This is a genomic window from Rhizobium sp. CECT 9324 (assembly GCF_918741265.1).
Taxonomy (GTDB): Bacteria; Pseudomonadota; Alphaproteobacteria; order Rhizobiales; family Rhizobiaceae; genus Allorhizobium.
Genome location: NZ_CAKKMZ010000001.1, coordinates 969,273 through 988,122 on the forward strand (window position 1 = coordinate 969,273; position 18,850 = coordinate 988,122).

Sequence of the window (18,850 nt, forward strand, 5' to 3'; positions counted from 1 at the left end):
GCGGCAAGAACCGCCCGGATTGAGAACACCAGGACAGAGGAAACCGAAATGTTCAAGACCACTCTTCGCCCGCTCGCCGTCACCGTTGCCCTGCTTGCCGGCACGGCTGGCGCCTATGCTGCAAATCCGATGGTCGGCGGTGCGGCCATGTTTGAAGACAAGAACATCGTCGAGAACGCCGTCAATTCCAAGGACCACACCACGCTCGTCGCTGCGGTCAAGGCCGCAGGCCTGGTCGAGACGCTCTCGGGCGCCGGCCCGTTCACCGTGTTTGCCCCGACCAACGACGCCTTCGCCAAGCTGCCGGCCGGCACGGTCGACACACTTCTGAAGCCGGAGAACAAGGCGCAACTGACAAAGGTCCTGACCTGCCACGTCGTGGCAGCGAGTGCGATGTCGGATGCCATCGGCAAGATGATTGCCGATGATGGCGGCACCCATGACGTCAAGACGGTTGGCGGCTGCGTGCTCAAGGCCAAGGCAACCGATGGCAAGATCACGCTGACCGATGAAAACGGTGGCGTCTCGACCGTGACCATCGCCGACGTCAAGCAGTCGAACGGCGTGATTCACGTCGTCGACGCGGTCATCCTGCCGAAGATGTAACAAAAAGGAGCCGTTGCCGGCCCCTTCTTACCTTTTGCCGGGGATCTTTGCGTCAGGATTTCCGGCCGACGGTCTCGGCGATTGCCGCGCGCAATTCGTCGAGACCGTTGCCTTTTTCCGATGAGGTCGACAGCACTTCCGGAAATGCGGCCGGATGTTTCTTGATTTTCTCGAGCGTCTCGGCAATCAGCCGCGGAACACCGGCTTCCTTGATCTTGTCCGTCTTTGTCAGAACGATCTGATAGGATATCGCGGCCTTATCCAGCAGCGACAGAACCTCGTCGTCGTTCTTCTTGATGCCGTGGCGGGAATCGATCAGCACATAGACGCGTTTCAGCGTCGCGCGTCCGCGAAGATAGTCAAAGACCAGCCTGGTCCAGGCATCGACCTGTTCCTTCGGCGCCTGCGCGTAGCCGTAGCCTGGCATATCGACTAGCGCCATCGGCGGCATGTCGTCGGCAGCGCCGGAATAGCCGTCCGGCACGAAATAGTTCAGTTCCTGCGTACGGCCGGGGGTGTTGGATGTGCGGGCCAGTGCCTTCTGGCCGACCAGTGCATTGATCAGCGAAGACTTGCCGACATTCGAGCGGCCGGCAAAGGCCACTTCCAGCGGGCCTTCCGGCGGAAGGAATTTCATCGCAGGAACACCGCGGATGAAGATCCACGGGCGGCCAAACAGAGGCTGATCGGCTTTTTGATTGTTGTTTGTCATGGGATCGCCTTTCGTATGCCCTGTGAAATCCGGGTTTTGACTGGCAAAGTCAAGACGCAGTCGGCACGCGCGGCCCCGGTTCGCGGCGCATATGGCCGATTAGATAGGTGAAAAGGGCGGCAAGCACGATGCTTCCGCCGATCATCGTCCGCGCAGAAGGCACTTCATTGTGCAGCAGCACCATCCAGACCGGCGCGAGGATCATTTCGGCAGTCCCGAGCAGAGCGGCAAGCGCGGACGGGATCAGCCGGGCGCCGGTCACATACATCGCCATGCCGAGGCCAAGATTGAGCGCGCCGAAGGCAAACAGCAGAGCAAGATCGGAGGTGCCGACGGCAAAACCGCCGACCTGCGGCACGGCTATCGCCGAGGCCAGGAAACATCCGAGGCAGGCTGCCGGCGTCATGCGAATACCCGGATGGCGGCGTGTCAGCACTGTCATGCAGGCAAAAATCACCGGGATCGAGGCTGCAAGGCCAAGGCCGAGCAGAGAGCCGCCTTCTCCGATCGAGGCCGAGACCATGATCGCCACGCCGACGATGACGGCGGCGATTGCCCCCCAGGTCACGGCCGTGATTGCTTCACCGAGCAAAACGCGGGCGAGCAGTGCGGCAAACAGCGGAATGGCCGCCATGAACAGCACGACATTGGCCACCGGCGTCATGCTCACAGCCAGCACGAAGCAGGTCGATACAGCGGCAAAACCAATCGCAATCATCAGCCCTGGCCATCCCATCGCCCGAAACAGCTGAACGGTTCCAGCAATCCTGTCGCGGATGAGCATGAAGCTCAGCAGAAAAAGTCCACCAAACAGGCAGCGCCAGAAGACGATGGCCCAGCTGTCGCTCACGCCGATGAAACGCTGGATCGCGCCGCCGTAGCTCCAAGCCGTGGCGGAGCCCAGCACCAGGGCAATACCGAGCCAGGGGCGGGCAGTGGAGAGGGATGAAGAGCTTGCGGTCATGGGGGGCTCGCAGAGTGTCGAACATAAAAGAAAGCCCCGGAGCGACCGGGGCTTGCTATCGTCATTTGGTTTCGGCCGGCTTTCGCCTGAATACATTGCGGATCGTCTTGAACAGTTCGATCTCGACGCCGTGGCGCTTCATGATGATCGACTGCTGCAGGACCGAAAGCGTGTTGTTCCAGGCCCAGTAGATCACGAGACCGGCCGGGAAGCTGCCGAGCATGAACGTGAAGATCAGTGGCATCCAGTTGAACAGCATCGCCTGGGTTGGATCCGGAGGCGTCGGGTTCATGCGCATCTGTGCCCACATGGTAACGCCCATGATGATCGGCCAGATACCAAGATGCAGGAAGGTCGGCGCCTCGAAGGGAAGCAGGCCGAACAGGTTGACGAAACTCGTCGGGTCCGGCGCGGACAGATCCTGGATCCAGCCGAAGAACGGCGCATGGCGCATTTCGATGGTCACGTAAATGACCTTGTAGAGCGCGAAGAACACCGGAATCTGCAACAGCACCGGCCAGCAGCCGGCAACCGGGTTGATCTTCTCGGTCTTGTAGAGCTGCATCATCGCCTGCTGCAGCGCCATCTTGTCGTCGGCATGCTTGACCTTCAGCTCTTCGAGCTTCGGCTGCACGCGCTTCATGTTGGCCATCGATGCATATTGCTTGTTGGCCAGCGGGAAGAACAGCAGCTTGACGACGATGGTCGTCAGCAGGATGGCCACGCCGAAATTGCCGACGAGCTGATAGAAGTAATCCATCAGTTTGAACATCGGCTTGGTGATGAAGTAGAACCAGCCCCAGTCGATCATCAGATTGAACTTCGGGATGTTGAGGTTCTGCTCGTAGCTCTCGATGACCGGGACCTGCTTGGCACCGGCAAACACCATCTGCTTGACGGTTGTGCTCTGGCCTGGCGGTACGCTGACGGCATCGCCCTTGTAGTCGGCCTGGAAGCGCGGCTGACCATCGGTGAAATGCGAGAAGCGCGATTCGTAGGGGATGGTCTGCGCCGGGATCAGCGACGAGGCCCAATACTTGTCGGTGATGCCGAGCCAGCCGCCGGTCGCTTTTTCATTGGTGACGGCTTCTTCTTCGATGTCGCTGTATTTGTGTTCCAGCAGGCTGCCTTCAGCGCCAAGAACGCCAAGGAAGCCTTCATGCAGAACGAAGACCGACGGCGTGGTCGGCTTGTTGTAGCGCGTCAGGCGACCATAGGGCGCCACGCTGGCCGCGGTCGTACCTGCATTGGCCACGGTATCCTCGATGGTGAACATGTAATGTTCGTCAACCGAGATCGTCCGGCTGAAGGTCAGGCCGGCGTCGTTGGTATAGGTCAGGGTGACCGGCGTTGCCTGGGTGAGTGTCGCGCCTTCAGCCGCAGTCCAGACGGTGGTCGGGCCAGGCGCACTGCCGGCATTTTCGCCAGCGATATAGCCGAGTTCGGCAAAATAGGCGTCGGCGGTCTCGGCCGGGCTGAACAGCGTGACGATCGGGCTGCTGTTGTCGACGGTCTCGTGATACTGCTTCAGGCGCAGGTCATCGAGGCGGGCGCCTGTCAGGTTGATCGAGCCGATCAGGTCTGGCGTGTCGATGGCAACGCGCGCGGATTTTGCAATGGCGGCATCGCGGCTAGCTTCCGGAGAGACTGCGGCAGCACCTGCAGGCAGGGCGCCGTCAACCGAACCGGCGGCCGTGGTCGCTGCCGGAGATTGTGTCGCGGCCTGGCTTTGCTCAATGGCGATGCGCGCTTCCTCGGCCTGGCGCTGCGCCTCGATCCGGGGGTTCATGTAGAAGAACTGCCAGGCCAGCACGATCACGACGGATAAGGCAATCGCGACAAAATAATTGCGGTTGTTTTGCATCATTCTTTCCTGGAACCGGCCTTCGGAGACCGTAAGTTAGTCGTCTGGCTGTTGGCTATGCGGTTGGTCAGTTGCGCTGCAAGCTGATCAAACGGCGCGTTCAGCACCTCGCGCCGGGCGACAATGACATAGTCGTGTCCCGGCTGCATTGCAAACGCTGCCTTCAGTCGCACGGCCTCTTTTAGCCTGCGGCGCATACGATTGCGCTCGACTGCATTGCCATGTTTCTTGGTGACGGTGAAGCCGACGCGGGCCGGTGCGCTGTCTTTTCGGTCGAGAACCTCCAGAAGGATGAGGCGACCCTTGCGCTTTTCGCCGTTTCTGGCGGCGAGGAACTGGGGGCGGCTTTTCAGCCGCCCGACAGTGTTCTTCTGTTCTGTGTCTGTCATGAGCCCGTCAATCTCGTCGGGCGTCTGGCCGTTAGGCCGACAGCTTAGCGCGACCGCGACCGCGGCGAGCGTTCAGAACTTTGCGGCCGCCTGCGGTGGCCATACGCGCACGGAAACCGTGGCGGCGCTTGCGAACAAGCTTGGAAGGCTGGTAAGTACGCTTCATTTATTTAATACCGCGGTGTGCGGCCCTTCTTGGATTTTGCATTGTATGCAAAAGCGTTGGTGCAATCGCACGGCTAACCGCCGCCGGGGCGGGTTTCCGAACGTGCGCGGCTTATAATGTCGAAGGGCCACAGAGTCAATCGGGCGTAAAGACCGGCACGCCGCCTCGTGAAGGCGATTGTCATGCCGGGGCGTTAGGGCCGAGCAGTGGTGGCAAAATGGTCGCGTCACTTGGTCCTTTTAGCCGCCAAGTCTTTCGCGCTGCACTAAAATGGCTTAAATCATGACCGGCAACCCCAACGGTGCGACCCGGCCGTGCCACAGGAGATGATACGGATGCTTGATCGGCAGGACAGCGATGCGCAGTCCGACCTTGGTGAGGTCTATCCGATGCCGCGCCGTATTCGGGGTCTTTCCGGCAAGCTGCTCTGGCTCACCATTGCCTTCGTCATGCTGGCGGAAATCCTGATCTTTGCCCCTTCCGTCGCCACCATGCGCCTGCGCTGGCTGCAGGACAGGTTGAACACGGCGGCTGCCGCCGGCGTCGTCATCGACGGTCTACAGCCGCTTGAGCTTCCGCGCCAAGTGCAGGACGACACCCTGATGACCACGGGCACCAAGGCGATCGTTCTGCGTAAAGACGGCACATCGCGGCTGCTGGCCGTCACCGAGATGCCCAAGGAGGTCGACGCACAGTTCGATCTTGCCAATTACGGCGAGCTTCAATCGATCCGCGATGCCTTCTACACGCTGTTGCTGGGTGGCGACCGTTTGCTGCGTGTCTATGGTCCGGTCGGCGAAAGTGACATGGTCATCGAGTTGGTGATGGAGGAGAAGGCTTTGCGCAAGGCCATGCTTGCCTATGCGCATAACATCCTGATCGTCTCGCTGTTCATCTCCGTAATCACGGCCATCCTGATGTATCTGGCGATCAATCGCATGATGATCGTGCCGGTTCGTCGCCTGACCAGCAACATGCAATCCTTTGCCGAGAATCCAGAGGATCCGACCCGTGTCTGGTTTGCCGGCGACGGCAATGACGAGATTGCGGTCGCCGGTCGTCATTTGGCGCGCATGCAGGGCCAGCTGCAAAAGACACTGAAGCAGCAGAAGAATCTTGCCGACCTGGGCCTGGCTGTGTCGAAGATCAATCACGACATGCGCAATATCCTGGCGTCCGCACAGCTGATGTCCGACCGCCTCGTCGACGTCGATGACCCTCTGGTCAAGAGTTTCGCACCGAAGTTGCTGCGTACCATCGATCGTGCCGTCGGCTATACGAACGAGGTGCTGGCCTACGGCCAGACCTCGGAGGCTGATCCGCGCCGACGCCTCTTCCGCCTCGCAGACCTGTGCCAGGAAGTGCGCGATCTTCTCAACATCGGCCCCGACAGCGGCATCGAATTCATCGAGGCGGTTGCGGCCGATATCGAAGTCGACGCCGACAGCGAGCAGTTGTTTCGAGTCATCCACAATATCTGCCGCAACGCTATCCAGGCGTTGGCAACCTATGTTCCGGAAGATCCGGACTATCCTCGCCGAATCACGGTCTCCGCGCAGCGCACGGGTGCGGTTGTCGCCATAACCGTAGACGATACCGGCCCTGGCATGCCACGCAAGGCGCGCGAGAATCTCTTTGCCGCGTTCCGTGGTTCGGCGCGATCGGGTGGTACGGGGCTCGGCCTTGCCATTGCCCGCGAACTGGTGATTGCCCACGGTGGAACAATCGCACTTGTGGAAAAGCCAGGTCCCGGCACGCTGTTTCGCGTCGAGATCCCCGACAGGCCAGTGTCTCTGAACGATTGGCGTGCCCGCGCCTGAACGCTTCGGTTTTCGTTCGTGACGGCAAAATGACTCTTTTTTCGCAAAGGCGCTTGCAATCCTCCGCAGTCCGCTTTAGAGGATCGCCACACGCCGACGAACAGTCGGTGAGGCAAGCACCCGTAGCTCAGCTGGATAGAGCACCAGACTACGAATCTGGGGGTCAGGAGTTCGAATCTCTTCGGGTGCGCCACTACTTAGCTTCATTTGAAGCACTCCATTTTGCAGAATTTTTCTGCAAAATCTGTTTCCAGAACACTCTCGAATTTCGCGATTGCGTTGCCCGTCATGATGCTGGTGCGGGCGAGATATTTATCCGAAATGTGTCGCGCCGGGCATGGCTTAAGGTCCGTGCCGACACGATCCGTCAGGCGTTTGCTCCGGTCTTCGACCGTGGTTGTCTGAGGCTCGGATCGCGCGAGGCTCGGCGTCCCGGCACGAGACGTTGCCCATAAGATTTTCGTGTTGGGTCATGCTGTTGAACCGACCGCATACCGTGCGGCAGCATGCCTGAGAGAGAGATGGGGAGCGAGGTTTCCTCGGGCTTCGTTCAGCCTCTCCCAGAGGCGCACGTCGGCGAGGGAGGGAATTGTCACAAGCTCCCCCTGGTCGAAACCGGCAAGCGCTGCCTCCACCATCTCGGATGCTTCCATCATCATGTCCTGCGGGATCACCTCGATGTCGATCCCGGCGCGGTCGAAGATTTCCGTGCGGGTAAAGCCCGGTAGCACGGCCTGTATCTGGACGCCCTTGGGCTTGAGTTCGACCTCCAGAGCCTGCGTCAAAGCCAGTACGAAAGCCTTGCTGGCAACATAGGTCGCGTGAAAGTGTTCTGGCATCAGCGCGACGACTGAGGCGATGTTGATGATTGCGCCTTCGCCGCGGTCGGCGAAGACCTTGGCCGCCGTGATAGTCAAAGCGTGCAGGACATCGACGTTCAAGTGCACCATGTCCAAGAGGCCTTCGACCTCTGACGCCAGAACCGCGACCTTTGGCCCTATCCCGGCGCAGTTGACCAGGAGACGGACAGAGCTGTTCTCTTGCAGGCTTGCCAGCACCCTGGAGAGGTCGACTGCTTTGGCGAGGTCGGCGGGTAGAGGTGTGATGGCGACCCCATGCGCCTGCGACAGCCGTTTCGACAGAGCGCTGAGCCTCTCTACGTCACGGGCAACAATCACGAGATCGTAGCCGCGTCCGGCCAGCTTTTCCGCGTAGACAGCGCCGATGCCCGACGACGCTCCGGTGATCAGTGCAGTACCCTTTGACATGTGCCTTCTCCTGTTGCGCCGCTTGCGCGACAATGATCTCTATGGTCGCTAAGACACCCTCACAGCGTCTGTTGCGGTTGCGCCGACATCAGTTTTCTTCTCTGCGGCCCTCTGTTTGCTTCGGTGGAGATGGTCGGACGGCAGACGTTGCCGTCCGCAAGCGTCAGGCCGCTTTCGCTGCCGATCCGAGATATTCGTCGGTCGACTGCATGCGCGCATAGGCGAAGCCGAGCGCCGCCATGAAGGCAGCGTGGGCAAGATGGGCAGGCACGGTCACGCCGTTGAATTCGAGGTCGCGGGAGGCGCATGCGTCGTGGACCACGGTGACGGGATAACCGAAGTCTGCCGAAGCGCGGGTGATGGCATCGACGCACATGTGGCTCATGTTGCCGCAGACAACGACCGCGTCGATGCCGTTAGCGTCGAGGTGTTGCTTGAGATCGGTGTCCCGGTACGAGTTGATGTGGTGCTTTAGCACCACATGCTCGGTATCGAGATTGATCACGCTCGGATGCAGCGCCGCACCCTGCGAGCCGGGTTGGAAGAACGGCGCATCGGCAGTCGGAAACTCGTGCCGGATGTGAACGACTAGGTCGCCTGCAGACCTTGCCTCCGCTATCAGGCGCGCCGCGTTGCGGGCCGCGGCTTCCACGCCGAACAATGTCCATTTCCCACCAGGGAAGTAGTCGTTCTGGATATCGACGACGATCAATGCTTTCTTGCTCATGGTACTTTCCTTCATCCAATGCGCTGCCATCCGCGCGGCGGGTGCCGCTCGTGGAAGCCTTGTTGCGGGATTGACGACAGGAAGCTTGTCCTTCCTCACCAGTGGCCTGCAGGACAAAACCTAGCCGGCAGGGGTACGCACTTCACTTTCCGGGTTCAGCTCAGGAGGCTGCTCGGAGGTCTCCGATAAGCGTGGGCACGAGTTCCGACACGGTCGGATGGATAGGCACCGACCATTGCAGGTGCGGATACGGCGTGCGCGCATTCATCGCGTCGATGATGCCGTGAATTGCCTCGTCGCCCTCGATACCGAGAAAAGCCGCCCCGAGTATCTGCTGCGTTCCGGCATCCGCCACGATCTTCATGAACCCTTGCGTCTCGCCCTTTTCGATGGCGCGGCCGACACGGTTCATGGGTCTGGTAGAAACAAGGATCGGCCGTCCGGATGCTCTCGCCTGGCGCTCCGTCATGCCGACCCGCCCGAGCGGCGGGTCGATGTAGAGGGCGTAGGCAGGAATGCGATCGCTGAGCTTGCGGTCGGCTCCGTCAAGCAAGTTGGCGGCGACGATCTCGAAATCGTTGTAGGACGTGTGCGTGAATGCGCCCTGTCCGTTGCAGTCGCCCAGCGCCCAGATGCCGGGCACATTGGTGGAAAGACGGTCGTCGACGACGATGAAGCCTTTGTCATCCGTTTTCACGCCGGCTCTATCAAGTCCCAGATCATCGGTATTGGGTCGTCGGCCTGTGGCTACGAGAACGTGGCTGGCGATGATGGTCCCGTTGTTCGTCGTGACCTCTATGTCATCTGCGGCTTTGCAGAACGATAGTCCCGTTGCGCGCGTCTGCACGGTGATGCCTTCCGCATGCATGATGCCGGCAATCGCATCGGAAATGTCCTCGTCTTCACGGGAGGCAAGATAAGGCCCACGCTCGACGACCGTGACCTGCGCTCCGAAGCGCCGGTACATCTGTGCAAATTCCAGCCCGATATAGCTTCCGCCGATCACGACCAGATGGCGGGGGACTTCGGTCAGTTGGATGATCGACGTGCTTGTCAGATATGGAACGTCTGCAAGCCCTGGATAGTCGGGAATGGAGGGGCGTGCTCCGACATTGACGAATATCTGGGGTGCAACAAGCCGCTCACCGTTCGCCACGATCGTGTTGGGGTCCTCGAACCGCCCCTGTGCGTAGATCACCTTCATGGTGTCGAGGCCATCGAACCAGGTCTCAAGGCCATGCCGAGCATTGAGTGTGACCTTCTCGGCGCGCCCATGCACGATTGTCATGTCGATCGCGATCTCACCATTGATCATGACGCCATGGTCTGAAGCGCCGCGGGCGACATGTGCCGCTCTCGCACTGGCAATGAGCGTCTTCGTCGGCATGCATCCGGCATTGACGCAGGTGCCGCCGAGATATTTTCGCTCGACCAGCGCCACCTTGCGTCCGGCCGAAGCCATGCGGGCTGCGAGAAACGGTCCGGCCTGTCCTGCGCCGATGAAGATCGCGTCGAACTCGCTCATGACACGGCCATAACAATCAGGAGTGCTCCGCCGACAGCGGCTACGTCTTCGATGAGTGCCGCTGGAAGGTCACGTCCGAAGGAGGCCGCCAGTCTGGCACGGACTGCCGCACCGCCATAGGTGCCGATAACCGCGCCGACAACACCGGCGACCAGTCCCAGCACAAGCGATCCGCTCGTCGCTCCGATCGCCGCGCCCGACAGGCCGCCTGTGACAATGCGTGTGACGAACTGGACCGGCACCTTGCGCGACGGCGTGCTCGGCAGCTGGTCGGTGATCAACTCACCGATCGCCAGCACACTCAATATCCAAGGTGCCCATCTGTATCCCAGGAAGGCTAGCGGCGTCTGGGAGAGATCGAGCCATCCCAGGCTTGCGGCCCATGCGATGGCCGCCGGGGCTGTCATCGCGCGCAATCCTGCGACGACACCGATCAAAAGTGCAAAGACGATAATCATGTTGTTCCCCTGTGTTTTCCGGACGTGGCGCACCGTCTGCAATGCGCCACCGTTTTTGCAGATCAGCGACTAGCTCTTGATGAACGCGAGAAGATCGGGATTGACGATCTCGGGATGTGTCGTGCACAGCCCGTGGGGAAGCCCGGCATAGGTCTTGAGCGTACCGTTTTTCAGAAGTTTCACCGACAGCGGGGCCGAGTCCGCATAAGGAACGATCTGGTCGTCGTCACCGTGCATCACGAGCGTCGGCACGGTTATGGCCTTCAGGTCGTCAGTGAAATCGGTTTCCGAGAAGGCCTTGATGCAGTCGTAATGCGCCTTCGCACCGCCTGCCATTCCCTGCCGCCACCAGTTTTCGATAACGCCCTGGCTGACTTTCGCACCGGGCCTGTTGTAGCCGTAGAACGGGCCGGCCGGGACGTCGAGGAAGAACTGCGCGCGGTTGGCGACCAATGCGGCGCGGAAACCGTCGAAGACTTCAATAGGCAGGCCGCCCGGGTTCTTGTCCGACTTCACCATGATCGGCGGGACAGCGCCGATGAGAATGGCCTTGCTGACACGGCCAGGCTTTGCACGGGCAACATAGTGAGCCACTTCGCCGCCGCCTGTCGAATGGCCGATATGGACTGCGTCCTTGAGATCGAGCGCATCGGTCAGCACCGCGACGTCGGCGGCATAGGTGTCCATCTCGTTTCCAGTCCAGGTCTGGGTTGAGCGGCCGTGGCCTCGGCGGTCGTGGGCGATGACGCGATAGCCTTTTTCCAGGAAATACATCATCTGGCCGTCCCAATCGTCGGCGCTGAGTGGCCAGCCATGGTGAAAGACGATCGGCTGCGCGTCCTTCGGACCCCAGTCCTTGTAGTAGATTTCCGTGCCGTCCTGCGTTTTGACGAATGACATGATCTGGTTCTCCGATGGGTTGGTAGAAGAGTGTGTGGCGGCTGAGCCCTGTCTTGGAAGTGCCATGGCGGCGACCGCAATCCCCCCGGCCAGCATGACATCACGTCGGGTTATCCCCGATGCGAGGGCGAATGTGCGTTCAGTCATGGCATCCTCCTGGATTGGCGTTCGATGGCATGAGGTTGCCTGAGGCGCGTTCGGTTGGCGAGTAAAGCGTCGTAAATCGATGCAAACGGAGCCGCGGCTGGCAAATGCTCAAACAATTCGATTGCGGCGTTCTTTCACGATCGCCAGCAATGCATGCGCGGCCAGGATTGGTGCATCGTCAGACACGCCGAACATCAAGAGGCCGTCGCCTTCGGGATAGGGGGCCGCCGCGACACTGCTGCCAAATATGATGGCTACCGGCTTTCCGCTCTCCAGAAGTGAGATGAGGATGGCAGCCACGCCATCGCTGTCGCTCTCCCGCAACGTGCCGGCAAAGCCCAGACAAAGCGCCGCATCGAAGTCTTCGGAGACGATCTGGCTGGCAGCCAAAGTATCGGCGAGATCGTCTCGGGCTGCCCTGTCGAGAAGCAACCGGCGCACACTCGGTTCCTGCGGCTCCGCGTCTCTGAAGTCGGGAAGATTGGGATGACCGCCGGTCAACGTGGCCAGCACAACCTCTGCGCCGTCGTCCTTGAAAAGATAATAGGGTGACGCGATGCGTCCCAGTGTGACCGCGCCAGCCGATGGATCGCCCGTTTCGTCCGTCGAAAGAATGACCAGTAAACGGATCGGCTGGCTGCCTTCCATGACGCGCTCCTCTTCGCACAGACGATGCCCTCTGGCAGGGCAGGAAGCGAGTTTAGAGTTGTAAATCTGTGTAAACGCGTTTCCCGGGCTGTGTCGCCACGATGCGAGGTCAAGCCAAGTCGCGTTCGACAAGCCGGGCCAATGCGATGGCCCCTGAGTCAACCGCCGTGCGCCCCGCCACGTCGAGGCTGAGTTTCGCACTCGCCAGGTCCAACATTTCGAGCTGTATGTTTGCCTTTGCCCGGTGAAGTTCGGGAAGGTACCACGCCTCTCCTGAGGCACTGCTCTTTTTCAGGGAGTGATCGAGTACCGCAATGGCCTCGGAATTGCGACCCAGTCCGGACAGCGCGCGCGCCTCCGTTGCGACGAACATCGTCTCGAACAGGATAAAGCCCGCTTTGCGCAGGGATTGCAGGCCGTGTCGAAGCTGACGGAGGCATGCCTGATTGTCGCCGTCCCGCCGCACAAGCTCTGCCTCGAAACATTCCGCATAGGTGCGCCAAACATCGAGCATGGTCGCCTTCGTGTGATTTCTGAGCATGGCGACATAGTGGGCCGCCAACGCATCGTTGCCGGACATAAGTGCAAGCGGGCAGGCCGCTTCCGCCAAGGCATTGGTAAGGGAGGCGTAGTGTCCGATGCTCTCAGCATAGTCGAGCGTGGACACCACATCGGCCATGGCCTCCTGCTCGCGTCCGAGGAACCACTTGCACCGTGAAAGCACGATCCTCGCAGTTACCCGCTGGTCAAACTGAAAGCGGATCGCGTGTCCGGCCGATGGAAGCCCCTCGTATTCGAGAAGCATGGCGCTGAGGCAATCAGCGGCTTCGGCATGGCGGCCCAGCCAATGAAGGGTCGCGCCCTTCATACGGTGGCCTATGACAATGTCGGCGGGATCCGGTGACCGGGCCGCCATCTCTGCGAATCGAAGTGTCAAACCGAATGCGGTATTCGGCTCCGCTCGGTTCAAGGCGTCGACCCAAAGCCCCCAGATGGATCGGAGCTGATGATCGACATCCCCAAGTTTCTCGGCGATGCGTGCCGACGCCGTCCAGGCCTCGACACCTCGACCCGGGGCATCGGCGGCGATCAGTTGTGGCCATCCCAGGGCCGCGTAGAGTTTCATTCTGCTTGCTTCGTCGATGTCGGGGTTTGCATCGAGATAGGCGATCGATGACGTGACCGCAGCAATGCACTCGTCGAACAGGGATAGTTTGAAAAACAGCGGCAAGGCGGCGACTGTAACTCTCGCGCCCTGGAGCCTCTCACCATTGCCGAGAAGCGCCCAGTCGAGATAGGCTCGGAGACTGGGTAGGAGATAGCCAAATTCGCACGTTACCTCGGCGGTGGCATTGGTATGCATCGCCGATGCGGATCCCTCGAAAAGCTCCCAAAGATAGGTCCCGAACCGGGCCATCACCTGATCGAAAGCGCCTGATTCGGCGAGCTTCATCGAGGCATAGATACGTGTGGTGTCGAGCAAGCGATACGACTGATCGGTTGCGCCCATCTCAACGACGACCAGCGATTTGGCAACAAGCGCGGCCAGAAGATCGTCGGCATCGCCGGTGAGCACGGCTTCTGCTCCGCTGGTGGAAAAACGTCCTCTGAAGACCGAGAGTTCGGCCAGCGCGCGCTGTTCCATAGGGTTCAGCAGCATGTAGCTCCAGTCCAGAGCCGCGCGAAGCGTCTGGTGCCTGGGCAGCGCAGTCCGCCGTCCTCGGGTAAGAATCTTGAAGCAATCGTTGAGGGATTTGCCGAGCGACGCAACGCCCATCGATTCGAGACGGCCTGCAGCAAGTTCGATGGCGAGCGCGATCCCATCAAGCCGCGTGCAGATGTCGATGACGATGGGGGCATCTTCGTCGGTGAGCTTATAGCCGCCCAGACACGCATCGGCCCGCTCCACGAACAGTTGCACGGCCGGAAACCTGAGCGCCTCGTCCGGGCTGACGTCGCTTGTCGGCGTATCGAGGGGCAGGAGACGGTGAACACGCTCGCCGCTTCCCCTGAGCGGTTCGCGGCTTGTGGCCAGGAACCTGACCGACGGCGTTCGCTGCAGGACCCCTTCGACGAATTTCGTCGCATCCTCGATCAGGTGTTCGCATCCGTCGAGAACGACCAGGGTCGGCATTGCTTCAAGCGTCTTGCATATCGTTTCCAGCATATCGTCGGCGCGCGATTTGACGCCGAGAGCGGATGCGACAACCGTCGGCAGGAGATCGCCTGACGCAACGTCTGAGAGCTCGACACGCACGACCTTCAGACTGTTGGACGATTTGCTGGCGACCGCTCTGGCGACAGTGGACTTTCCAATCCCGCCTGGGCCTGTGACAGTGACCAGTCGGCTTTTTTCCAACTGTGACAGGATCGTCTCGATGCTTTGATCGCGGCCAAATATCCGCAAGGCATCTCCGTCGCGTGGTCCCGGGGCAAATGCAGGCTTGATTGGCGGAGGCTGTGATCGGCGCTCCATCGGCGCGATGAAGGTATAGCCGCGCCCCGGAATGTTGGCGATGAAGTGAGGTTCGGACTTCGTGTCTCCCAGAGCCTTCCTCAATGCAGACATGTGCACCCGCAGGTTGGCATCGTCGACGAACGTGTCTGGCCACACATGCTTTACGATTTCCTGGTTGGTCTTGAGCTCGCCCGGATGGGCGACCAGGAATAGCAGGATGTCGATAGCCCGGCTTCCCAGGGGCACGATTGTTGCGTCCCGCAACAGGCTTCGCCTGGCAGGCACGATCGAGAACGGTGCGAAATACAGTTCCTCTTCCAATCGCGCCACTCCAGCGACACCAATCCCAATGGTCTTTGTTCACGTCGCGCCACTACACGTCGGGGTAGTGTGCATCGCTCTTATGCTTCACTGTAAGACACACTTGGCAATTGCCAAATAAAATACCGGAAAATCCGACGAACGGATGAGACGTTTCTTGCTATTCGGGACGCACAAGCGACGTTGCTCGCGCAATTCATTTCGGTGCAATACGGAAACCGGCATTGATGCCAACGCTGGAGACCTTTGAATATTAAAATCAGCTAATTAAGTTAGCGCGACTATTTACGCAAAGTCGCATCAGCACTCTAACGCATGGAAATCAGATCTGCATCAGGTTTGTAGTTGAGTGTGGAGGGGCCGTGACAGTAAGGTCTCGATGACAGGGGCACGCGGGTCGGGACATTATGGATATTCTCAATATAGCTTCGATCGCATATTTCCTCGTCATCTGGATGACGATAGAGCCCTTGATGGCAGCTGGGTGGCCGAAGAAGCTGGACAGTCTTCTCGTCGATATGGTGCGTATCCGGGCCGCATGGATGCGCGAGGTTCTGACCCGCGACAACAATTTCATCGGTGACGCCGCTATCCTCGGCCACACGATCAACTCCGCATCTTTTTTCGGATCGGCGAACCTCATTGTAATCGTTGGTATGAGCAGCGCGCTGTTCATGGAGCCAGATTACGGAACGGGTGCGGGCCTGATCGCCAAGTTTGCCGCACAAGACCCGGTTTGGTTCTTTCAATGCAAGGTCCTGTTGATCATGGCGACCTTGATGCGAGGCCTGTCCGATTTCATTTGGGCTGTGCGTCAGATCAACTACTGCCTGGCCGCCATCGGAGCCAGCCCCTCCCGTGAGGAGGACAGGGACATCACGGCGTGGACAAACGCCCTGACGCTTGTGCTCAATCCGGCACTTCGGTCATTCAGCGTCGGGGTTCGGTCATACTACTTCACCGTGGCCGCAGCGTTCTGGTTTCTGGGGCCGATACCGTTCATGATCGCAACCACGTGTTCGGTCGGGCTTCTGATCTGGCGACAGACGTGGTCAGATACCGCCAAGGGCGTGACCGCCATAAGAAAGCTTCTCGATAGTTGCGGTCCCAAGCCGTAGCATTCAGTTCAGATCACCGGCGTCCACCGCAAAAGGCGCTCAGTCGTGATTCATTCACATTCGGATGCTGAGGTTTCTCGCGATCGTTTCGCCGATTTTTCCACGAGTGCTCCCACGAGACGGACGTTTCAGTAGGCTTGGTGCGAAGTGGCGCGAATGCTTCCCGGGCGGCGGTTTTGTTGTATCCTACCTGGATCAGGGCAAGGCTCAGCGACAAGGCAGACGCCAGGAAGCCCCTTCTCAACTCTCGGTAGGATCGCAATGTTCAAGCCACCCGTGTTCAACCTGGTTCTTGCTGCGGGACTGATTTCAGCGCTAACGTCATGCAGCGCCGATACGCTCTCGACAGCGCCGACCAAAGGTCCGTGCAATGCGGAAGCCGCCCAGAGCCTCGTCGGCAAGCCGAAACCCTCGGACCCGGAGGCAATGCAACTGACGAACTCGAAGGCCGTTCGCCAGATCGAGCCGGGCCAGATGGTAACGCAAGATTTCAGAGAAGATCGCGTGACGATCGAGACGGACCCGGCCAACGGCCTGGTTGTCATGGCTAGGTGTGGCTGACGACCGGCGCTTCACATTTGAGACGGATGTCGGTTGTCGTTGCCGCAAAATTTGATGCATCGACACGGTTCAAAATTTTCATGGTCTCATTTGACCATCTAATATATCAGTTTCCGGAAACGTTGCAGGGCGAGATTCGCGATCCGTCATACTGTGGAAAGTCTTGTGGCTGCACAGCGGAGAGCGTCTTGGGCCTTTCTTTGCGTTCGGCAGCATGCGGTGGCTTGGTTAAGGGGAAATGCAGATGAGATGGAAGCGGACGATACAGCTGCTCGACGTTCACGCCGAAGGTGAAATCGGCAAGGTGGCGATTGGTGGTGTGCCGAAGATTCCGGGTGAAACTGTCGCGGATCAGTTGGCATGGCTCAACTCTGACCCCAAGGGTGAAGAACTGCGCCGCATGCTCGTGCTGGAACCACGCGGCGCGCCGATCGGCTCGGTCAATCTGCTTCTGCCGCCGAAAAATCCTGCCGCCGATGCCGCCTTTGTCATCCTGCAGCCGGATCAGGCGCATGCCAGTTCCGGTTCGAATTCCATCTGCGTGACCACGGCTCTGTTGGAGGCTGGTATCGTCGAGATGCAGGAGCCTGAGACCATCGTGATGCTGGAAACGGCGGCAGGCCTCGTCAAGGCGACGGCGACCTGCCGCGATGGCCGCTGCGAGCGCGTCAAGCTCACTATGGTGCCTTCCTTCGTCCACGAACTCGATGTCGCGCTCGAAACCGAGCAATGGGGCCGCATCACCTTTGACCTCAGCTATGGCGGCATATTCTATGCGCTGGTAGATGTCGGTCAGGTTGGCCTGACCATCGAAAAGGCCAATGCTCGCGCACTGGTCGAGGCGGGCATGATCCTGAAGGAAGAAATCAATCGCAAGATTCCGGTGGTGCATCCCGAGATCTCCGCCATTTCCGGCGTCGCCTATGTCATGTTCCGCGATGTCGATCCCGATGGTGCCATCCGCACCTGCACGACGATGTGGCCGGGACGTGTGGACCGCTCGCCCTGCGGAACCGGCAATTCGGCAAACCTGGCAACGCTTCACGCCCGCGGCCTTGCCAAGGTCGGCGACGTGATGACGTCACGATCGATCATCGGATCCGAATTCGAGGTCGGCCTTGCGGGCGTCACAGAGGTCGCGGGCCGCCCTGCGGTCATCCCGACGATCAGTGGTCGCGGCTTCACCTTTGGCCTGCATCAGGTCGCACTCGATCCCTTCGATCCTTTCGAGCGTGGATTTGCACTCACCGACGTCTGGGGGCCGTCTTCCGGTTCAATCGGATGAGGTGCGGAGCGTTGAGAATTGGGGCTAATCACCATGGCATTGCTGATTTCGTTAAATTGCGATGCAAGTTGGTAGGCTAATCGTAAGGGTCTTGTTTTTCCCCATCTTGCTATCTGCCGATGCCACCGAATATGTAGGATCGATATGTGTAAATCTCAGATTGGCAAGTAATTTCTAAATGAAAGAACGAGTTGCTTTAGGATCAAGTCTGTTGCCATTTCCGGCAATGCCTTCGACACTTCGCGGAAGTGCCGTGTTTGCCGGCTTAACTCTTGAAGAAGATCGGGAGTGGCTGTCCCGGTGTCACACGCGCGCTCTGTGTGCCGGTGAAAGCCTCGTCGATTTTGAAGATTCATCCAAGGATGTCTTCATCGTCCAGACGGGCGAAGTCCGGGCGGTTCTGCGCTTTTCGGTCGGCAAGGAAGCGATCCTTGGAACCTTCCGGCGCGGCGATATTCTCGGGGAATTGGCGGCCATCGACGACCTTAGCCGTTCGGCAAGCCTGATGGCCGTCAGCGAAGCACTTGTGACCGTGATCCCCTATGCAGTGTTCCATGACATCCTGAGGCAGCGCCCGGACGTTGCGCTGTCGCTTCTGCAACTGCTGTCGAAGCGCGTTCGCTCGATGAACGAGCGCTTGTCGGAGCTGTCGTTCCTCGACACCAAGCATCGGCTCTACAACACGCTGCTGCGCCTGTCTCGCCTGCGAACCGATGGCGGGCGTGAGCGCATCATCTCGCCGCCGCTGGTCCATGCTGAACTGGCCGAGCATATCGGCGCCAGCCGCGAAACCGTGTCGCGGGAAATGTCACGCCTGGCCCGCGAGCAGCTTGTCGAACGCACAAGTCGTGCCATCGTGCTGAAGAACCCGCTCGAACTGTCGAAGCGCATCTCCCGGGCGCTGGAAGGCTAA

Annotated in this window: 18 protein-coding genes and 1 tRNA gene; 7 read left to right on the forward strand and 12 right to left on the reverse strand. The window is 59.8% G+C overall.

Annotated features, from left to right (window positions below):
- The first annotated feature begins 48 nt into the window (after positions 1 to 48).
- Positions 49 to 606: a fasciclin domain-containing protein gene (locus LQ231_RS04620; protein WP_230170469.1), complete on the forward strand. Its 558-nt coding sequence runs from the start codon at positions 49 to 51 to the stop codon at positions 604 to 606.
- A 52-nt stretch (positions 607 to 658) separates the two neighbouring features.
- Here the strand turns inward: LQ231_RS04620 and yihA are convergent, their stop codons facing one another.
- The 5 genes from yihA to rpmH form a co-directional block, all read right to left on the reverse strand.
- On the reverse strand, positions 659 to 1,318 hold the full coding sequence (gene yihA, locus LQ231_RS04625) for a ribosome biogenesis GTP-binding protein YihA/YsxC (RefSeq protein WP_113143113.1): 660 nt from the start codon (positions 1,316 to 1,318) through the stop codon (positions 659 to 661).
- 49 nt (positions 1,319 to 1,367) lie between these two features.
- Positions 1,368 to 2,282 carry a DMT family transporter gene (locus LQ231_RS04630; RefSeq protein ID WP_113143114.1) on the reverse strand — a complete coding sequence of 305 codons (915 nt, stop codon included), beginning with the start codon at positions 2,280 to 2,282 and terminating at the stop codon, positions 1,368 to 1,370.
- Between the two features lie 61 nt (positions 2,283 to 2,343).
- Positions 2,344 to 4,146 carry a membrane protein insertase YidC gene (gene yidC / locus LQ231_RS04635; RefSeq protein ID WP_230173242.1) on the reverse strand — a complete coding sequence of 601 codons (1,803 nt, stop codon included), beginning with the start codon at positions 4,144 to 4,146 and terminating at the stop codon, positions 2,344 to 2,346.
- Positions 4,146 to 4,535, reverse strand: a complete 390-nt coding sequence (gene rnpA, locus LQ231_RS04640; protein WP_113143116.1) for a ribonuclease P protein component — start codon at positions 4,533 to 4,535, stop codon at positions 4,146 to 4,148. Before rnpA ends, yidC begins: the two co-directional genes overlap by 1 nt.
- A gap of 31 nt (positions 4,536 to 4,566) precedes the next feature.
- Positions 4,567 to 4,701, reverse strand: a complete 135-nt coding sequence (gene rpmH, locus LQ231_RS04645) for a 50S ribosomal protein L34 (RefSeq protein WP_113143117.1) — start codon at positions 4,699 to 4,701, stop codon at positions 4,567 to 4,569.
- Positions 4,702 to 5,090: 389 nt separating this feature from the next.
- Between rpmH and LQ231_RS04650 the strand changes: the two genes are divergently transcribed.
- Positions 5,091 to 6,521: a HAMP domain-containing sensor histidine kinase gene (locus LQ231_RS04650; RefSeq protein WP_230173243.1), complete on the forward strand. Its 1,431-nt coding sequence runs from the start codon at positions 5,091 to 5,093 to the stop codon at positions 6,519 to 6,521.
- Positions 6,522 to 6,637: 116 nt separating this feature from the next.
- A tRNA-Arg gene (locus LQ231_RS04655) sits at positions 6,638 to 6,714 on the forward strand.
- A 277-nt stretch (positions 6,715 to 6,991) separates the two neighbouring features.
- Here LQ231_RS04655 and LQ231_RS04660 read toward each other — a convergent pair.
- From LQ231_RS04660 to LQ231_RS04690, 7 genes are all read right to left on the reverse strand, one after another.
- Positions 6,992 to 7,789 (reverse strand): SDR family oxidoreductase, encoded by a 798-nt coding sequence (locus tag LQ231_RS04660; RefSeq protein ID WP_230170470.1) that lies wholly within the window; start codon positions 7,787 to 7,789, stop codon positions 6,992 to 6,994.
- A gap of 163 nt (positions 7,790 to 7,952) precedes the next feature.
- Positions 7,953 to 8,516, reverse strand: a complete 564-nt coding sequence (locus tag LQ231_RS04665) for a cysteine hydrolase family protein (protein ID WP_230170471.1) — start codon at positions 8,514 to 8,516, stop codon at positions 7,953 to 7,955.
- 160 nt (positions 8,517 to 8,676) lie between these two features.
- On the reverse strand, positions 8,677 to 10,041 hold the full coding sequence (locus LQ231_RS04670) for an FAD-containing oxidoreductase (RefSeq protein WP_230170472.1): 1,365 nt from the start codon (positions 10,039 to 10,041) through the stop codon (positions 8,677 to 8,679).
- Positions 10,038 to 10,499: a DUF4126 family protein gene (locus LQ231_RS04675; protein WP_230170473.1), complete on the reverse strand. Its 462-nt coding sequence runs from the start codon at positions 10,497 to 10,499 to the stop codon at positions 10,038 to 10,040. Before LQ231_RS04675 ends, LQ231_RS04670 begins: the two co-directional genes overlap by 4 nt.
- A gap of 69 nt (positions 10,500 to 10,568) precedes the next feature.
- On the reverse strand, positions 10,569 to 11,399 hold the full coding sequence (locus LQ231_RS04680; RefSeq protein ID WP_162742717.1) for an alpha/beta hydrolase: 831 nt from the start codon (positions 11,397 to 11,399) through the stop codon (positions 10,569 to 10,571).
- A gap of 255 nt (positions 11,400 to 11,654) precedes the next feature.
- On the reverse strand, positions 11,655 to 12,194 hold the full coding sequence (locus LQ231_RS04685) for a transporter (RefSeq protein WP_230170474.1): 540 nt from the start codon (positions 12,192 to 12,194) through the stop codon (positions 11,655 to 11,657).
- Between the two features lie 109 nt (positions 12,195 to 12,303).
- Positions 12,304 to 14,973 (reverse strand): winged helix-turn-helix domain-containing protein, encoded by a 2,670-nt coding sequence (locus tag LQ231_RS04690; protein ID WP_230170475.1) that lies wholly within the window; start codon positions 14,971 to 14,973, stop codon positions 12,304 to 12,306.
- Between the two features lie 407 nt (positions 14,974 to 15,380).
- On the opposite strand from LQ231_RS04690, the gene LQ231_RS04695 reads away from it, so the two are divergent.
- From LQ231_RS04695 to LQ231_RS04710, 4 genes are all read left to right on the forward strand, one after another.
- On the forward strand, positions 15,381 to 16,091 hold the full coding sequence (locus LQ231_RS04695; RefSeq protein ID WP_113143125.1) for a DUF599 family protein: 711 nt from the start codon (positions 15,381 to 15,383) through the stop codon (positions 16,089 to 16,091).
- A 261-nt stretch (positions 16,092 to 16,352) separates the two neighbouring features.
- On the forward strand, positions 16,353 to 16,652 hold the full coding sequence (locus LQ231_RS04700) for an I78 family peptidase inhibitor (RefSeq protein WP_230170476.1): 300 nt from the start codon (positions 16,353 to 16,355) through the stop codon (positions 16,650 to 16,652).
- 244 nt (positions 16,653 to 16,896) lie between these two features.
- A complete protein-coding gene (locus tag LQ231_RS04705) occupies positions 16,897 to 17,937 on the forward strand; it encodes a proline racemase family protein (RefSeq protein WP_230170477.1) in 1,041 nt (346 codons plus the stop codon).
- A gap of 211 nt (positions 17,938 to 18,148) precedes the next feature.
- Positions 18,149 to 18,850: a Crp/Fnr family transcriptional regulator gene (locus LQ231_RS04710; RefSeq protein WP_230170478.1), complete on the forward strand. Its 702-nt coding sequence runs from the start codon at positions 18,149 to 18,151 to the stop codon at positions 18,848 to 18,850.

What these genes read in the sequence shown, in the direction of transcription:
- LQ231_RS04620 (WP_230170469.1), top strand. Translation starts at nt 49, where the DNA reads ATGTTCAAGACCACTCTTCGCCCGCTCGCCGTCACCGTTGCCCTGCTT.
- yihA (WP_113143113.1), bottom strand. Translation starts at nt 1,318, where the DNA reads ATGACAAACAACAATCAAAAAGCCGATCAGCCTCTGTTTGGCCGCCCG.
- LQ231_RS04630 (WP_113143114.1), bottom strand. Translation starts at nt 2,282, where the DNA reads ATGACCGCAAGCTCTTCATCCCTCTCCACTGCCCGCCCCTGGCTCGGT.
- yidC (WP_230173242.1), bottom strand. Translation starts at nt 4,146, where the DNA reads ATGCAAAACAACCGCAATTATTTTGTCGCGATTGCCTTATCCGTCGTG.
- rnpA (WP_113143116.1), bottom strand. Translation starts at nt 4,535, where the DNA reads ATGACAGACACAGAACAGAAGAACACTGTCGGGCGGCTGAAAAGCCGC.
- rpmH (WP_113143117.1), bottom strand. Translation starts at nt 4,701, where the DNA reads ATGAAGCGTACTTACCAGCCTTCCAAGCTTGTTCGCAAGCGCCGCCAC.
- LQ231_RS04650 (WP_230173243.1), top strand. Translation starts at nt 5,091, where the DNA reads ATGCCGCGCCGTATTCGGGGTCTTTCCGGCAAGCTGCTCTGGCTCACC.
- LQ231_RS04660 (WP_230170470.1), bottom strand. Translation starts at nt 7,789, where the DNA reads ATGTCAAAGGGTACTGCACTGATCACCGGAGCGTCGTCGGGCATCGGC.
- LQ231_RS04665 (WP_230170471.1), bottom strand. Translation starts at nt 8,516, where the DNA reads ATGAGCAAGAAAGCATTGATCGTCGTCGATATCCAGAACGACTACTTC.
- LQ231_RS04670 (WP_230170472.1), bottom strand. Translation starts at nt 10,041, where the DNA reads ATGAGCGAGTTCGACGCGATCTTCATCGGCGCAGGACAGGCCGGACCG.
- LQ231_RS04675 (WP_230170473.1), bottom strand. Translation starts at nt 10,499, where the DNA reads ATGATTATCGTCTTTGCACTTTTGATCGGTGTCGTCGCAGGATTGCGC.
- LQ231_RS04680 (WP_162742717.1), bottom strand. Translation starts at nt 11,399, where the DNA reads ATGTCATTCGTCAAAACGCAGGACGGCACGGAAATCTACTACAAGGAC.
- LQ231_RS04685 (WP_230170474.1), bottom strand. Translation starts at nt 12,194, where the DNA reads ATGGAAGGCAGCCAGCCGATCCGTTTACTGGTCATTCTTTCGACGGAC.
- LQ231_RS04695 (WP_113143125.1), top strand. Translation starts at nt 15,381, where the DNA reads ATGGATATTCTCAATATAGCTTCGATCGCATATTTCCTCGTCATCTGG.
- LQ231_RS04700 (WP_230170476.1), top strand. Translation starts at nt 16,353, where the DNA reads ATGTTCAAGCCACCCGTGTTCAACCTGGTTCTTGCTGCGGGACTGATT.
- LQ231_RS04705 (WP_230170477.1), top strand. Translation starts at nt 16,897, where the DNA reads ATGAGATGGAAGCGGACGATACAGCTGCTCGACGTTCACGCCGAAGGT.